The following is a 14,955-nucleotide window of genomic DNA, read 5'->3' as shown; positions in this document are numbered from 1 at the left end:
ACACTACCCTCGGCGACCATGGCGGACCCCCGCACGACCACGAATCCCCTGGTACGCGCCGGCGGCCGTGCCCTCGGCCGGTTGAACGCCCGGCACCCGTGGAACCACAACGACCACTTCCACGGCTGGATCCTGCGGCGGCTGCCGCGGCGGCGCCTGCGCGCCCTGGACGTCGGGTGCGGCACAGGCGCCCTCGTGAACCGCCTGCGCCGCGAGGTCTTCGAGGTCGTGGGCCTCGACGTCGACGTCACGATGGCCGAGGCCGCGCGCGCCCGGTTCGCCGACGACCCCGCCGTCACCGTGCGCCACGACGGCTTCCTCGACCTGCCCGCCGACGGCTCGTTCGACGTCGTGACGATGGTGGCCTCGCTGCACCACATGGAGCTCGAGGCCGCGCTGCGCCACGCGGCCGGCGTACTCGCGCCCGGCGGGCGGCTGCTGGTGGTCGGCCTGGCGCGGCTGGGAGCGCCGCGGGACCTCGCCGTCGACCTGGTCTCATCGTTCGCAAACCCCGTTGTAGGGATGATCAAGCACCCGCGCGTCGCCGCGCCGGCCGCCCTGCCGGACGAGGCCGGGACCGACGCCGAGGGCCGGCCGGTCGTGCCCGTGCGGGACGCGCGCGAGACGTACGGCGAGGTCGCCACGGCCGCGCGCCGCGTGCTGCCCGGTGCGCGCTTCCGGCAGCGGCTGTTCTTCCGCTACACGCTCGAGTGGACCCGTCCGACGGACTGCTAGAAAGGGCGGCTGTGCGTTCTTGGTGAGCGAGCCCACCATCGCGGTGCCGTCGTGCACGGTGGACGCTTCGGTCAGAACGGCGGGATGCCGTCATCAGTGACGACGGTCCGTGCCGCCGACTCCGGAGCGCTTTCCCTGGTGGGCTCGTCGACCGGGCCAGCGGCGGGAGGTTCGGGGGGCGCCTGGCCCGCCAGGAACTGTGCCTCAATCGCCCAGGTGTCGAGCTGGTCGAGGGCGTGGTCGGCGCTGCCGGGGGCGGTGAGGTAGGTGCGCCCGCGGGGCGAGGTCCAGGCGAGGACGCCGTCGTCGAGCTGCTCGACCTGCCAGCAGGACTCGTGCTTCAGGGTGTGGTGCGCGCGGCAGAGATGCGCCAGGTTGCCGGCGTCGGTGGAGCCGCCGTCGGCCCAGCCGAGGGTGTGGTCGACGTCGCAGCGCGCGGCGGGCACGCGGCAGCCCGGGAACCGGCAGGTGACGTCGCGTTGGGTGAGGAAGGTGCGCAGGTCGGCGGGCACGACGTAGCTGCGCCGGTCGACGGTGAGCATCGCGCCGCTGACCGGATCGGTGAGCATGCGTCTGAGGGTGGGTGCGCGAGCAGCGAGATGTCGCGCGGTCTCGGCGTCGACGGGCGTCGTGCCGTCGAGAGTCGCGGGGGACTCGCTCGTGCCCGCCAGCGTGGACATCGGGACCGTGACGTGGACGACGGGCCGCACGCTCCGGGCCAGCGTGACCAACGGGTCGGGAGGACCGCAGTCGTGCTCGTGCTGTGCACCGTCGACCTGTGCGCTGTCGACCTGTGCGTCCTCGACCTGCGCGTCCTCGACCTGTGCACCGTCGAGCAGTAGGGCGCTGAGCCCGGCTGCTCTCAGCTGACCGATCCCGCGAGGGTCGCCGGCGGACCTGGCGCGCGCGGCGGCGCGGGTGAGCCGGTCGTGGACGGCGTGGGCGACGGGGGTGGGCACGTGGGCGGTGAGCCAGGACATGCCGTCCTTGCCGTCGTCGACCCAGACGTCGGCGCGCAGGGCGGCGGCCTCCCGCCGGACCTCGGCGGGGATGGGGTGCAACCGGTCTCGCGCGGCGTGGGCCAGGGAGCCGAACCGCGCCGGTGTCAGGGCGGGCGCCCGGTCCAGGACCGCGCGCTCGACCTGGGCGGCGGCTTGGGCGGGGAGGTCGGCGACCGCGTCGACGAGCGTCGAGGCGTGCTGGTAGGAGATGCGGCCCCCGCACAGGGCTTCCAGCGTCGCGGTCGCCGTCGACGCGAGGACCTGCGCGTCAGCGAGGAACCCCTGCGCGACGTGCTCGCTCACCCCCAGGGCGCAGGCGACCTCGGCCGCCAACGCCCGGTGCGCGACCGACCCACGACGCTCGGCAGATGACGACTCCACCCGCGCGACCTCGACGTCCAGCATCGACTCCGGGGCAGCATCGGCGGCCTCGAGCACCTCGGCCAGGGCGACCGTACGTCGTCCCGCGGCCGCATTCAGAGCTGTCTGCTCGTCCGTCGCCCGACCCAGGGCAGCATCCAGCGCCTGCTGCGCTGCGACGGTGCCGGGCTGCGTTGCCATGGGACGAGTCAACCACCAGCCACCGACAGGCACTCGAACACGCGTTCGACCCATCGCGGCCGTGCCCCGGGCGGGGCGGGTCGAGGCGTGAAACGCGCGCGAGCGCGAACGCACAGGGCGCACGCCAGGCCTGTGCGGCTCAGGCGGGCTTGCTCTGCAGCTCCAGCACGCCGAGCGAGCGCGTCGCGACGCCCTCGGCGGTGCGGTCCCCCAGGTCCCGGGCCGCGCGACGCGCGGCGGTGTGCAGGCGCCGCGCCTCGTCGCGGTGCCCGTGCGCGTCGAGGTACCGCCACAGCACGGTCGACAGGTCGACGACGTGGGTGAGGTGGCCCAGGAGCAGCGCCTGCTCCGCGGCGCACACCAGGGTCGACCGTTCGTCGTCGAGCCATCGCAGGGCGGCGTCGGGCCCGTCCAGCGGTGGCGTGAGCACCTCGGGGAGGTCGGTGCGCAGGCGCGTCTCGGCCGGTTCGAGGCAGGCGGCAGCGCGCACCGCCGCGGCCAGGTAGTAGTCGAACATCCGCCGCGGGCCGGCCGCGGCGTCCTCGTGTTCCGCCGCGAGCTCCGCGGCGTAGATGCGCAGCAGGTCGTGCATCTCGTAGCGGCCGCGCTCCGCCTCGTCGAGCAGGCGGCACCGTACGAGGTCGTCGATGAGCCGGCGCGTGCGCTGCAGGTCCGTGCTGCCCAGCAGCGCCGACGCGCAGAACGGGTCCAGGTAGTGGCGCGCGTGCGCGCAGTGGAAGCCGGAGCGCCGGAACAGCAGCGCCTGCTCCGGCGCGAGCTGCCGGTACGACCACGACAGCACCGAGCGGACCGACGTGTGGCTGTCGCCGGTCTCCAACAGGTCCAGCCGGTCCCGTTCCACGCCCAGCGCCGCCACCAGGTGCGCGATGTCGTCGGGCCCGGCGTCGCGCAGCCGCTCGGCGGCGACGCGCAGCGCCAGCGGCAGGCGGGCGCACCGCTCGACGAGGGCGTCCACCAGGTCGTCCACTCGGTCGTCCACCAGGTCGTCCACCCCGCGCCCGGAGTCGCTGTGGGCAGGGAGGTCGTCCCCGAGCCGAGCACCCAGCAGGGCCCGCGCGTCCCGCCGGGTCATCCGGCCGACGTCGAGCCGGTCGGCGCCCTCCCCCGCGGTCAGCCCGGCAAGTGTGTCGCGGCTGGTGACCACCGTGACGCAGCCGGCCGACCCGGGCAGCAGGGGCCGCACCTGGTCGGCGTCGGACGCGTTGTCCACCACGAGCAGCAGGCGGCGGCCGTCGGTCAGGGTGCGGAACCTCGCGGCGCGGGCATCCAGGTCGGCGGGGATCGCGTCGCCGGCCTCGCCGACGGACCGCAGCAGCACCCCGAGCGCGTCCACGGGCGACACCGGTGCGTGCGGGCTGAAGCCGTGCAGATCCAGGTGGAGCTGCCCGTCGGGGAACCGCTCGCGCGCCCGATGCGCCCAGTGCGTCACCAGCGCCGTCTTGCCGACCCCGGCGGTCCCGGTGACGACGACCACCCGCGCACCGCCCTCCGAGTGCCTGCTGAACCGGTCGAGCGCCGCCAGCTCCTCGGCGCGACCGACGAACCCGCACGGGTCGTGCGGCAGCTGCGCAGGCGGACGGTGCGCAGGCGGACGGTGCGCCGGTACGGGGGATGGCGCCATCGCGGCGTCCTCGCCCGTGAGGATGCACCGCTCGAGCTCGCGGAGCTCCGATCCGGGTTCCAGGCCGAGCTCGTCGACGAGGGTCTGCCGGGCCGACCGGTAGGCGGCGAGCGCGTCGGCCTGTCGGCCGCTGCGGTACAGCGCCGTCATGAGCAGCGCGTGCAGGCGCTCCCGCAGCGGGTGGCGGCCCACCAGATCGGCGAGGTCCCCGACGACGCTCGCGTGGCGTCCGCACTCGAGCTCGGCGGCGTAGAGCTGCTCGAGCGCGGAGTCCCTCCGTTCGGTGAGCCGCCCCGCCTCCGCGGCGAGGGGGCCGAGGTCGAGGCCCTGGAACGGCTCGCCTCGCCACAACCCCATCGCGGAGTGCAGCAGCTCGGCCCGGCGGCCGGGGTCGGCGGTGCCCGTCGCGCGCTCCACGGTCTCGTCGAAAAGGTGCGCGTCCAGCTCCCCCGGGTGCACCTGCAGCACGTAGCCCCCGGCGTCGAGCGCCAGCCGGCCCTCCTCCCCGAGCGCACGGCGCAACCGGTGCACCGTCAGGTGCAGACGCTGCAGGTCGGCCGGGTCCCCGCTGTCCCAGAGCGCGTCCAACAGCGCCTCGGCCGGCACCGGCGAGTTGGCGCGGGTGAGCAGCAACGCCAACAGCCCGAGCCGGACCGCCCCGGACACCTGCGGTACGTCGTCCGCCCGCGCAACCCGCACCGGCCCCAGCACCTCGAAGCGCATGTCGTCCCCTTCCGACGTCGGGACCGATTGATCCCCACCCCACACAAGAGGTGACCGGGGCGACGGAAGTACGGCGAAAGGGCGAGGAAAGCGGCCGTCGGCACGGTGGTGCCCATCAGAGGTCGTCGACCGCCGCCGGGCCGGGCCGACGACCGCACCGTCCGCCCGGCGCGAGGGACACGAGGGGAAACCCATGCGACACAGCACGAGAAGGACGCTGGCGGCTGCGGCCGTCGGTGCCGCGGGGCTCGGCCTGCTGGGCGCCACGGCGGCCACCGCCGCACCCGCTCCGGACGCGCCGGGCGCCGACCCGGCCACGGCGGCCGCGTGGACGAGCACCGGCGCCACGTGGAACGACCCGAACGACGTCGGCGGAGTCTCCGTCTACGAGCGGGCTTCCAAGCCCAGCACCGGGGAGAACGTCCTCGGCCAGTTCATCGCCTACGGCGAGAAGATCACGATCATCGACAGCCACGACAACGACCGGAAGGCGATCGTCAAGCTCTGGGTCGGCGGCAGCGGCCCCGCCGTCTTCTACGGCAACGGCGATGGCACCGAGCGGGTCGTCAACAAGTCGTACGACGAGGGCCAGCCGGTCTACGTGCAGGTCTGCACCTCCGACTCGGCGAACGCTGTCTGCTCGGACAGGGAGTACAAGGGCAGGTCCTGACCGCCACCGCCACGGACGACCCACGAACGACCCACGAACGACCCACGAACGATCTCGAGGAGGAATCATGCGACTTCGCACCATGACGGCGGCCGTCGCCGCGACGCTCGGCGTCGCCGGCCTCTGCCTGCTTGGTCCGGCGGCCACGGCCGCCCCCGCGCCTGTGCCCGCACCTGACATGACCGCCACGACCGCCACGACCGCCACGGCGGCCAGCTGGTACATGGACACCGCTGCCTGGGCCGACGACGGCGACGCCGGCGGCGTCAGCATCTACGAGCAGGCCATCAAGAACGGCACCGAGCAGTACGTGATGGGCATGTTCGAGGCCAAGGGCGAGCACCTGACGATCTGGGACCACCACCCCAACGGCTACAGGTCGATCGTCAAGCTCTGGGTCGGCGGCAGCGGCCCGGCCGTCTTCTACTCCAACGGCGACGGGACGAAGCGCGAGCTGAACCTGTCCTACGACGAGGGCCAGACCGTGTACCTGCAGGCCTGCACCTCGACGTCCGCGAACGCCGTCTGCACGCCCAAGACCGCGAAGGGCAAGTCCTGAGGAGGGATCATGCGACTTCGATCGATGACAGCAGCGGCCGCGACGCTCGCCGTCGCCGCCCTGGGGACGTTCGGCGGCACGGCCGCCGGCGCCGCGTCCTCCGACGTGGCCTCCGACGTGGCACCGCAGGCCAGCTGGACCCCCAACTACTACGCCTGGAACGATCCCGAGGACGCCGGCGGCGTCTCCGTGGCCGAGATGGCGTCCAAGAGCGGCAGCGACGAGTACGTCCACGGCCGGTTCCGCGCCTACGGCGAGGTTCTGTCGATCTGGGATTACCACGACAACGACCGCAAGTCGATCGTCCGGCTCTGGGTCGGCGGCAGCGGGCCCGCGGTCTTCTACTCCAAGGGCGACAACACCTACCGAGAGGTGAACCTGTCGTACGACGAGGGGCAGACCGTGTACATCCAGACGTGCACGTCCGACACGGCCGGGGCGGTGTGCACGGCGAAGAAGAAGGTTCCGGGCAGGTCCTGACGGGTGCCCACACGCGTCCGCACGACGGGAGGACGGGCGTCGGAGCACCGTGACGGGTGTTCCGACGTCCCGTCAGGACCAAGATGACGCGGCCGCGTGATCAATGCCGTACCCCGATCAGGGGTGTCTGGCGTGCACTGCCGCAGGTCCGGGACCATGATTCGAAGCAGTGATTCTTCGGATCCCCCCAGCCTCAGGAGTGCGCATGTCGCCCACCCGCCCGCCCGACGTCGAGACCGGGACGGCACCACCGACCGGAGCGGCCGACGCCCTCCTGAGACTCGGCAAGCACCTGCGCAAGGGGGAGGTGTCCGACGACCTGCGCCAGCTGTTCCTCAAGGGCGGGCGTCAGGGCGACGTCTTCTACCGGGACCGGTGGTCGCACGACAAGGTGGTGCGCTCCACGCACGGCGTGAACTGCACGGGGTCGTGCTCGTGGAAGGTGTACGTCAAGGACGGCATCATCACGTGGGAGACGCAGCAGACGGACTACCCGTCGGTGGGCCCGGACTCCCCCGAGTACGAGCCGCGGGGCTGCCCGCGCGGCGCGGCGTTCTCCTGGTACACCTACTCCCCCACCCGGGTGCGCTACCCGTACGTGCGCGGCGTGCTGCTCGCCGCCTACCGAGAGGCGAAGGCCGCGGTGGGCGGCGACCCGGTGCTGGCGTGGCAGCGGGTGACGTCCGACCCTGAGACGGCCCGCGCGTACAAGTCGGCCCGCGGCAAGGGCGGGCTGGTGCGCGCCACGTGGGACGAGGCCGCGGAGATCGTCGCGGCCGCGCACGTGCACACCATCAAGGAGCACGGCCCGGACCGGGTCGCGGGGTTCTCCCCCATCCCGGCGATGTCGATGGTGTCGCACGGCGTCGGGGCGCGATTCGTGCAGATGCTCGGCGGCACGATGCTGTCGTTCTACGACTGGTACGCCGACCTGCCGGTCGCGTCCCCGCAGGTGTTCGGCGACCAGACGGACGTGCCCGAGTCGGCGGACTGGTGGAACTCGTCCTACCTGATCATGTGGGGCTCCAACGTCCCGGTGACCCGCACCCCGGACGCGCACTTCATGACCGAGGCGCGCTACCGCGGCACCAAGGTGGTCTCGGTCTCGCCGGACTACGCGGACAACACGAAGTTCGCGGACCAGTGGCTCGCCCCCCAGCCGGGCACGGACGGCGCGCTGGCGTTGGCGATGGGGCACGTCATCCTGCGCGAGTTCCTGGTGGAGAAGCGCACCGCGCCGTTCGTCGACTATCTCAAGAAGTACGCCGACGCGCCGTTCCTGGTGCGCCTCGACGAGCACGACCCTTCGACCCTTCGACAGGCTCAGGACGGCGCAGGCTCAGGACAGGCGGCGACGTACGTGCCGGGCAAGTTCCTCACGGCCGCGGACGTGGACGACGACGTCCTGCCCGGGGCGTCGTCCGGGGCGAACCCGCACTTCAGGACGCTGTTGCTGGACGCCGACGGCACCGTCGTCGCCCCCAACGGCACCCTCGCCGACCGGTACGGCGAGGCGGGCGAGGGCAAGTGGAACCTCGACCTGGGCGACGTCGACCCGCTGCTGTCGGTGGCCGACGCCCCACCGCCGGTCGAGCCTGTCGAAACCGGCGTACCTGTGCTGCTCCCCCGGTTCGACATGATCTCGACAGGCTCGACCGACGTCGAGGCGCACCTCGGCGGCAAGGGCGTGCTGACACGCGGCGTGCCGACCCGGCGGGTGGGCGGGCACCTGGTGACCACCGTCTTCGACCTGCTGCTCGCGCAGTACGGCGTGGAGCGTGCCGAGCTCGGCCTGCCGGGCGAGTGGCCCACCGGCTACGACGACGCGACCGCCCCCGGCACTCCTGCCTGGCAGGAGGAGATCACCGGCGTGCGGGCCGCGGACGCCGCGCAGATCGGCCGGGAGTTCGCGCAGAACGCGGAGGACTCCGGCGGCCGGTCGATGATCATCATGGGCGCGGGCGCGAACCACTGGTTCCACGCCGACACCATCTACCGCGCGTTCCTCACCCTCACGACGATCACGGGCTGCCAGGGCGTCAACGGCGGCGGCTGGGCGCACTACGTGGGGCAGGAGAAGTGCCGGCCGATCACCGGGTGGGCGCAGTACGCGGGTGGCCTGGACTGGCTGCGGCCGCCGCGGCAGATGATCGGCACCGGGTGGTTCTACCTCGCCACAGACCAGTGGCGGTACGACGGGATGCCGGCCGACGCGCTCGCCTCCCCGCTCGCGCCGGGCCGCCTGGCCGGACGCACGACGGCGGACACGCTCGTGGAGTCCGCCCAGCGCGGCTGGATGCCGAGCTACCCGACGTTCGACCGCAACCCCCTGGACCTGGTGGACGAGGCGCGTGCGGCCGGCAAGGAGCCGGAGCAGCATGTCGTCGACGAGCTCAAGAAGGGGACGCTCAAGTTCGCCTGCGAGGACCCCGACGACCCGGCGAACTTCCCGCGCGTGCTGACGATCTGGCGGGCCAACATCCTCGGGTCCTCGGGCAAGGGCAACGAGTACTTCCTCAAGCACCTGCTCGGCACGGACTCGTCCGTGCTGGCCGCCGAGGCGCCGCCCGACCGGCGGCCGGCGTCCATGGCGTGGCGCGACGAGGCGCCGCGCGGCAAGCTCGACCTGCTCGTCACGATGGACTTCCGCATGACGAGCACCACGCTGTTCTCCGACGTCGTGCTGCCCGCCGCCACCTGGTACGAGAAGCACGACCTGTCGAGCACGGACATGCACCCCTTCGTGCACTCCTTCAACCCGGCGATCAGCCCGCCGTGGCAGACCCGTACGGACTTCGACACGTTCCACACGCTGGCCGGGCTCGTGTCCCAGATGTCCGAGACCCACCTGGGGGTGCGCGAGGACCTGGTCGCGACCCCCCTGATGCACGACACCCCCGACGAGCTCGCCGTGCCGCACGGCACCCTCACCGACGCGGGCGCACCGATGACCGAGCGCGAGCTGGTGCCCGGCGTCACGATGCCGCGCCTGCAGGTGGTGCAGCGCGACTACCCGGCGTTCGCGGCGCGCATGGCGGCCCTCGGCCCGTTGACCGACACGAAGGGCATGGCCACCAAGGGGGTCGCGTACATGCCGGACGAGGAGGTGCGCAAGCTCGGCCAGGTCAACGGCGTCGTGACCTCCGGGCCCGCGGCCGGGCGCCCGCGGCTGGACCGCGACACCCACGCGTGCGAGATGATCCTCGCGCTGTCCGGCACCACGAACGGGCGGCTGGCGGTGCAGGGCTTCGAGAACCTGGAGCGCCGCACGGGGCAGCCGCTCGCCGACCTGGCGCGCGACGACCATGCCAAGCGCGTCACGTTCCCCGACGTGCAGTCCCGCCCGACCACGGTCATCACCTCCCCGGAGTGGTCCGGGTCGGAGCACGGCGGGCGCCGGTACACGGCGTTCGCGGTCAACGTGGAGCGGCTCAAGCCGTGGCACACCATCACCGGCCGCCAGCACTTCTACCTCGACCACGACTGGATGATCGAGCTGGGCGAGCAGCTGCCGGTGTACCGGCCGCCGCTGGACCTCCACCACCTGTTCGGCGACAGTCCCGTGCCCGGCACGTTCGACGACGGCAGCGTCACCGGTCATGCCGCCGTCGCCGTGCGCTACCTCACCCCACACTCCAAGTGGTCCATCCACTCGGAGTACCAGGACAACCTGTTCATGCTGTCGCTGTCGCGCGGCGGGCCGAACATCTGGATGAGCCCGGCAGACGCCGCGAAGATCGGCGTCGCGGACAACGAGTGGATCGAGGCGGTGAACCGCAACGGCGTCGTCGTCGCCCGCGCCGTCGTCTCCCACCGCATGCCCGAGGGCACCGTCTACATGCACCACGCCACCGACCGCACGGTGGACGTGCCGCTGGCGGAGACGTCCGGTAAGCGCGGCGGCATCCACAACTCGCTGACGCGCATCCTGCTCAAACCCACGCACCTCGCCGGCGGGTACGGGCAGCTCAGCTACGCGTTCAACTACCTCGGCCCCACCGGTAACCAGCGCGACGAGGTCACCGTCATCCGACGCCGCAGCCAGGAGGTGCGTTACCAGTGAAGGTCATGGCGCAGATGTCGATGGTGATGAACCTCGACAAGTGCATCGGGTGCCACACGTGTTCGGTGACCTGCAAGCAGGCCTGGACGAACCGCACGGGCATGGAATACGTGTGGTTCAACAACGTCGAAACACGGCCGGGGCTGGGCTACCCGCGCCAGTACGAGGACCAGGAGACGTGGCAGGGCGGCTGGGTGCGCACCAAGCGCGGCAAGCTGAAGCTCCGTGCGGGCGGTCGGGCGAAGAAGCTCGCGTCGATCTTCCACAACCCGAAGCTGCCGTCCATCCACGACTACTACGAGCCGTGGACGTACGAGTACGACATGCTGCTCAGCGCGCCGCAGGGCGAGCACACGCCGGTCGCGAAGCCGAAGTCGCTGCTCACGGGCGACGACATGTCGATCCAGTGGTCGGCCAACTGGGACGACGATCTCGGCGGGTCGACGGCGACGATGCAGGACGACCCGATCCTCAAGCACATGAGCGAGCACGTGGCCGAGGAGCTCGAGCAGACGTTCATGTTCTACCTGCCGCGCATCTGCGAGCACTGCCTCAACCCGTCGTGCGTCGCGTCCTGCCCGTCGGGCGCGATGTACAAGCGGGTCGAGGACGGCATCGTGCTGGTGGACCAGGACCAGTGCCGCGGCTGGCGCATGTGCGTCACCGGCTGCCCGTACAAGAAGGTCTACTTCAACCACAAGACCGGCAAGGCCGAGAAGTGCACGCTGTGCTATCCGCGCATCGAGGTGGGCCTGCCCACCGTGTGCTCCGAGACGTGCGTGGGCCGGCTGCGCTACCTCGGCCTGGTGCTGTACGACGCGGACAAGGTCGGGGCCGCCGCCGCGATCGAGGACGAGCAGGACCTGCTGGCCGCGCAGCGCTCCGTCTTCCTGGACCCGCACGACCCCGAGGTGGTCGCCGCCGCCCGCCGCGAGGGCATCCCGGACGACTGGATCACGGCCGCGCAGCGCTCCCCCATCTGGAAGCTCATCCACGACTACGAGGTGGCGCTCCCCCTGCACCCGGAGTACCGCACGCTCCCGATGGTCTGGTACATCCCGCCGCTGTCGCCCGTCGTCGACGTCGTGGCCAGCTCCGGCAACGACGGCGAGGACGGCCGCACCCTGTTCGCTGCGATCTCGCAGCTGCGCATCCCGCTGGAGTACCTCGCGGGCCTGTTCACCGCGGGCGACACCAGGCCGGTGGAGCGGGTGCTGCGCAAGCTCGCGGCGATGCGCTCCGGCATGCGGGAGGTCAACCTGGGCCGCGAGTTTCCCGAGGAGACCGCCACCGCCGTCGGCATGACCGGCGATCAGGTCCAGGAGATGTTTCGGCTGCTCGCGATCGCCAAGTACGAGGACCGGTACGTCATCCCGTCCGCGCACACGGAGGTGGCGCGCGAGCTGGAGGAGATGGCGTGCTCCCTCGACGTCGAGGGCGGGCCGGGCATGGGCGGCCAGGGGATGAGCGGCGCCGGACCGTTCGGCTCGTCGTCAGGCACCCCGCTGCCGGTCGCGGTGGAGAACTTCCACGCGCTCGCCAACCGGCAGACCGCCGACTCCCCCTACGGGCCGTCCACCCCCGGGCGCGTGAACCTGCTCAACTGGGACGGCAACGGGAGCCCCACGGGCCTGTTCCCGCCCTCCGAGGGCGGCGGCGGCGGCGTGCCCCCCGGCAGCCCGGGCACCGTGCCGGGCGGCCGGCAGGACGCCACGTACGAGGAGCCCGGCGGCTCCGATGCCTCCGGATCAGGGAGCGCGCGATGAGCCTCGCCTTCCTGCCTCGTCCCGGCGTCCGGGCCAAGCGCCTCGACCCGCTGACACCCGTGCGGCTCGACGGCGGCCAGCGCGCCGTCGCGCACATGGGGGCCGCCGTCCTGCTCGGCTACCCGGACGACGAGACGCGCGCGGCCGCGCAGACGGTGCGCGACGCCGTCGGCGACCTGCCCGCGCCGGTACGCGAGCGCCTCACCGGCCTGGCCGACGCCCTGACGGACGGCGACCCCGCCGCCCTGCAGACCGCCTACGTCGCGACGTTCGACCTCAAGCGCCGGTGCGCGATGTACCTGTCGTACTACGCGGCGGGCGACACCCGGCGCCGAGGGACCGCGCTGGTGCGGTTCGTCGAGGCGTATCGCGCGGCCGGCTTCGAGCCCACGGGCGACGAGCTGCCCGACTATCTGCCCACCGTGCTCGAGCTGTCCGCCCGTGGGGGCGAGGACGGCGCCCGGATCGCCGGCAGCCTGCTGGCCGTCCACCGCGACGGCATCGAGGTCCTGCGCTCCGCGCTCGCGGCGCAGGGCTCGCCGTGGACGGCGGCGATCGAGGCCGTGTGCCTCACCCTGCCGCCCGTCGACGACGCGACGGCCGAGCGGATCGCCGACCTCGTGACGGCCGGTCCGCCGGCGGAGATGGTCGGGCTGAGCGGATACGGGGACGGGGAGGACCTGCCATGGGCGTGACCGACACGGGCGGCGACAATATCCTGCTGTGGGTGGTGCTGCCGTACGTGACCTTCGCCGTGCTGGTGGTGGGGTCGATCTGGCGGTACCGGTACGACAAGTTCGGCTGGACCACCCGGTCCAGCGAGCTGTACGAGAAGCGGCTGCTGCGCTACGGCTCGCCGCTGTTCCACTTCGGGCTGCTCTTCGTGGTGCTCGGGCACTTCCTCGGTCTCGTGATCCCGAGCTCCTGGACCGAGGCCGTCGGCATCAGCGAGGGCGTCTACCACTTCATCGCCACGTCCATGGGGTCCGTCGCCGCCCTCGTCGCCGTCTCCGGCCTGCTCATCCTCATCTACCGGCGCCGCTCCACCGGACCGGTGTTCCTGGCGACCACGCGCATGGACAAGACCATGTACGTGTTCCTCGCCGCCTCGCTGCTGTCGGGCGCCTGGGCGACGGTGCAGACCCAGATCCTGGCGGGCGGCCACGGGTACGACTACCGGGAGACGATCTCGCCGTGGTTCCGGTCGCTGTGGTACCTGCAGCCGCAGCCCGCCCTCATGGAGGGCGTGCCCCTGGCGTTCCAGGTGCACATCGTGGCGGCGTTGCTGCTGTTCGCCCTGTGGCCGTTCACCCGCCTGGTGCACGCGTTCTCCGCCCCCGTGCAGTACCCGTTCCGCCCGTACGTGGTCTACCGGTCCCGCGAGGCGTCAGTGTCGTCGCGGGCGCCGCGGCCGGGCTGGGACCCGTCCGACAGCCCGCGATGACCCCGCTCACCGCACCGCCCACGCACCAGGAGGATCCATGACCTCGGCACCGTCCACCGGCCCCGCCGACGCGCCGGCGGCTCAGGCCGTGCAGGGTAACGGGACCCAGCTCGCGCTCGCGACGGCCGGGTTCGCGATCTGTTTCTGGGCGTGGGCCCTGCTCGGCCCGCTGGGCAACACCTACGGGCAGCTGTACCACCTGTCCGACTTCGAGGTGTCGGTGCTCGTGGCCGTCCCCGTGATCGTCGGGTCCCTCGGCCGCATCCCGATCGGGGCGCTCACCGACCGTTTCGGCGCCAAGGTGATGTTCCCGCTGTGCAGCGTGCTGACGATCCTGCCCGTGCTGTTCGTCGGGTTCGTCGCGGACAGCCTGCCCTGGCTGCTGGTCGGCGGGTTCTTCCTCGGGCTGGGCGGCACGACGTTCGCCATCGGCGTCCCGTTCGTCAACAACTGGTACCCGCCCGCCCGGCGTGGCACCGCCATCGGCATCTTCGGCGCCGGCATGGGCGGCACCGCCATCGCATCCTTCTCCACCGTGCCGATCCGCGACGCGTGGGGCGAGGGCGCTCCGTTCATCATCGTCTCGGTGTTCCTGGCGGTCTTCGCCCTCGTCTCGCGGGCCCTGCTGCGCGACTCGCCGGCCTGGACGCCCGGCACCGGCAGCGGCATGTGGGCGCGCACCTGGGCGACCATGAAGATCCCCGCCACCCTGCAGCTCTCCTGGCTGTACGCGATCGGCTTCGGCGGGTTCGTGGCGTTCTCCGTGTACCTGCCGACGTTCCTGCAGAACGCGTATGAGCTCAGTGCCAGCGACGCGTCGTTCCGCACCGCCGGGTTCGTGGTGCTGGCGGTGCTCTGCCGGCCGATCGGCGGCACGCTGTCGGACAAGTTCGGCGGCGTGCCGGTGTCGATCGCGTGCTTCACCGTGGTGACGGTGTTCGCGGCGGTGATCATCTTCCAGCCCGCCCTGATGCCCGGCGCGACCATCGCGTTCCTCGGGATGGCGGTCGCGCTCGGCGCGTCGTCGGGGGCGACGTTCGCCCTCGTGGCGAAGATGGCTCCCCCCGGGACGGTGGGGGCCGTGACGGGCGTCGTCGGCGCCGCGGGCGGCCTTGGTGGGTTCATCCCGCCGCTGATCATGGGCGCCGTCTACGGTGGGCGCGGCGACTACGGCATCGGCTTCGCGCTGCTGGCGCTCACCGGCCTGATCACGCTGCTGTTCACGCTCGGACCGGTGCGCAAGCGCGTGCGCGCCAACACGGGGGCGGGATGAGCGCGGCGCGCCGCACCCGTTCACAGCCCGCGACGGCG

General features: G+C 72.3%; 11 protein-coding genes. 9 read left to right on the top strand and 2 right to left on the bottom strand.

The genetic code is table 11. The features are described 5' to 3' along the window. Positions 1 to 18: 18 nt before the first annotated feature. A complete protein-coding gene (locus tag AC1C2W_RS03370; RefSeq protein ID WP_495387788.1) occupies positions 19 to 735 on the top strand; it encodes a class I SAM-dependent methyltransferase in 717 nt (238 codons plus the stop codon). A gap of 71 nt (positions 736 to 806) precedes the next feature. On the opposite strand, the gene AC1C2W_RS03365 is transcribed toward AC1C2W_RS03370, so the two are convergent. Further along, positions 807 to 2,297 carry an HNH endonuclease signature motif containing protein gene (locus AC1C2W_RS03365; protein ID WP_495387789.1) on the bottom strand — a complete coding sequence of 497 codons (1,491 nt, stop codon included), beginning with the start codon at positions 2,295 to 2,297 and terminating at the stop codon, positions 807 to 809. A gap of 139 nt (positions 2,298 to 2,436) precedes the next feature. Further along, the gene (locus AC1C2W_RS03360; protein ID WP_495412375.1) at positions 2,437 to 4,662 is read right to left on the bottom strand and encodes an AfsR/SARP family transcriptional regulator; all 2,226 of its coding nucleotides are present in this window, start codon (positions 4,660 to 4,662) and stop codon (positions 2,437 to 2,439) included. A gap of 193 nt (positions 4,663 to 4,855) precedes the next feature. On the opposite strand from AC1C2W_RS03360, the gene AC1C2W_RS03355 reads away from it, so the two are divergent. The 8 genes from AC1C2W_RS03355 (at position 4,856) to AC1C2W_RS03320 (ending at position 14,917) form a co-directional block, all read left to right on the top strand. Then, a complete protein-coding gene (locus tag AC1C2W_RS03355) occupies positions 4,856 to 5,332 on the top strand; it encodes a hypothetical protein (RefSeq protein ID WP_495412374.1) in 477 nt (158 codons plus the stop codon). Between the two features lie 67 nt (positions 5,333 to 5,399). Next, on the top strand, positions 5,400 to 5,891 hold the full coding sequence (locus AC1C2W_RS03350; RefSeq protein WP_495412373.1) for a hypothetical protein: 492 nt from the start codon (positions 5,400 to 5,402) through the stop codon (positions 5,889 to 5,891). Positions 5,892 to 5,900: 9 nt separating this feature from the next. Continuing rightward, complete coding sequence (locus tag AC1C2W_RS03345; protein ID WP_495412372.1) at positions 5,901 to 6,371, top strand: hypothetical protein; 471 nt, start codon at positions 5,901 to 5,903, stop codon at positions 6,369 to 6,371. A gap of 205 nt (positions 6,372 to 6,576) precedes the next feature. Then, entirely contained in the window at positions 6,577 to 10,434 is a 3,858-nt protein-coding gene (locus AC1C2W_RS03340) for a nitrate reductase subunit alpha (protein WP_495412371.1), read from the top strand. Beyond that, a complete protein-coding gene (gene narH / locus AC1C2W_RS03335) occupies positions 10,431 to 12,200 on the top strand; it encodes a nitrate reductase subunit beta (RefSeq protein ID WP_495412370.1) in 1,770 nt (589 codons plus the stop codon). The genes AC1C2W_RS03340 and narH overlap by 4 nt, the downstream gene beginning before the upstream one ends. Next, a complete protein-coding gene (gene narJ / locus AC1C2W_RS03330) occupies positions 12,197 to 12,895 on the top strand; it encodes a nitrate reductase molybdenum cofactor assembly chaperone (protein WP_495412369.1) in 699 nt (232 codons plus the stop codon). The genes narH and narJ overlap by 4 nt, the downstream gene beginning before the upstream one ends. Then, entirely contained in the window at positions 12,886 to 13,644 is a 759-nt protein-coding gene (narI, locus tag AC1C2W_RS03325; protein ID WP_495387797.1) for a respiratory nitrate reductase subunit gamma, read from the top strand. Before narJ ends, narI begins: the two co-directional genes overlap by 10 nt. 37 nt (positions 13,645 to 13,681) lie before the next feature. Next, on the top strand, positions 13,682 to 14,917 hold the full coding sequence (locus AC1C2W_RS03320; RefSeq protein ID WP_495387798.1) for an MFS transporter: 1,236 nt from the start codon (positions 13,682 to 13,684) through the stop codon (positions 14,915 to 14,917). Positions 14,918 to 14,955 lie beyond the last annotated feature (38 nt).

Source organism: Isoptericola sp. Y581 (genome assembly GCF_059445475.1).
This window is presented reverse-complemented; position numbering and strand designations above follow the sequence as displayed.

What these genes read in the sequence shown, in the direction of transcription:
- AC1C2W_RS03365 (WP_495387789.1), bottom strand. Translation starts at nt 2,297, where the DNA reads ATGGCAACGCAGCCCGGCACCGTCGCAGCGCAGCAGGCGCTGGATGCT.
- AC1C2W_RS03370 (WP_495387788.1), top strand. Translation starts at nt 19, where the DNA reads ATGGCGGACCCCCGCACGACCACGAATCCCCTGGTACGCGCCGGCGGC.
- AC1C2W_RS03355 (WP_495412374.1), top strand. Translation starts at nt 4,856, where the DNA reads ATGCGACACAGCACGAGAAGGACGCTGGCGGCTGCGGCCGTCGGTGCC.
- AC1C2W_RS03340 (WP_495412371.1), top strand. Translation starts at nt 6,577, where the DNA reads ATGTCGCCCACCCGCCCGCCCGACGTCGAGACCGGGACGGCACCACCG.
- AC1C2W_RS03345 (WP_495412372.1), top strand. Translation starts at nt 5,901, where the DNA reads ATGCGACTTCGATCGATGACAGCAGCGGCCGCGACGCTCGCCGTCGCC.
- narI (WP_495387797.1), top strand. Translation starts at nt 12,886, where the DNA reads ATGGGCGTGACCGACACGGGCGGCGACAATATCCTGCTGTGGGTGGTG.
- AC1C2W_RS03360 (WP_495412375.1), bottom strand. Translation starts at nt 4,662, where the DNA reads ATGCGCTTCGAGGTGCTGGGGCCGGTGCGGGTTGCGCGGGCGGACGAC.
- AC1C2W_RS03350 (WP_495412373.1), top strand. Translation starts at nt 5,400, where the DNA reads ATGCGACTTCGCACCATGACGGCGGCCGTCGCCGCGACGCTCGGCGTC.
- narJ (WP_495412369.1), top strand. Translation starts at nt 12,197, where the DNA reads ATGAGCCTCGCCTTCCTGCCTCGTCCCGGCGTCCGGGCCAAGCGCCTC.
- AC1C2W_RS03320 (WP_495387798.1), top strand. Translation starts at nt 13,682, where the DNA reads ATGACCTCGGCACCGTCCACCGGCCCCGCCGACGCGCCGGCGGCTCAG.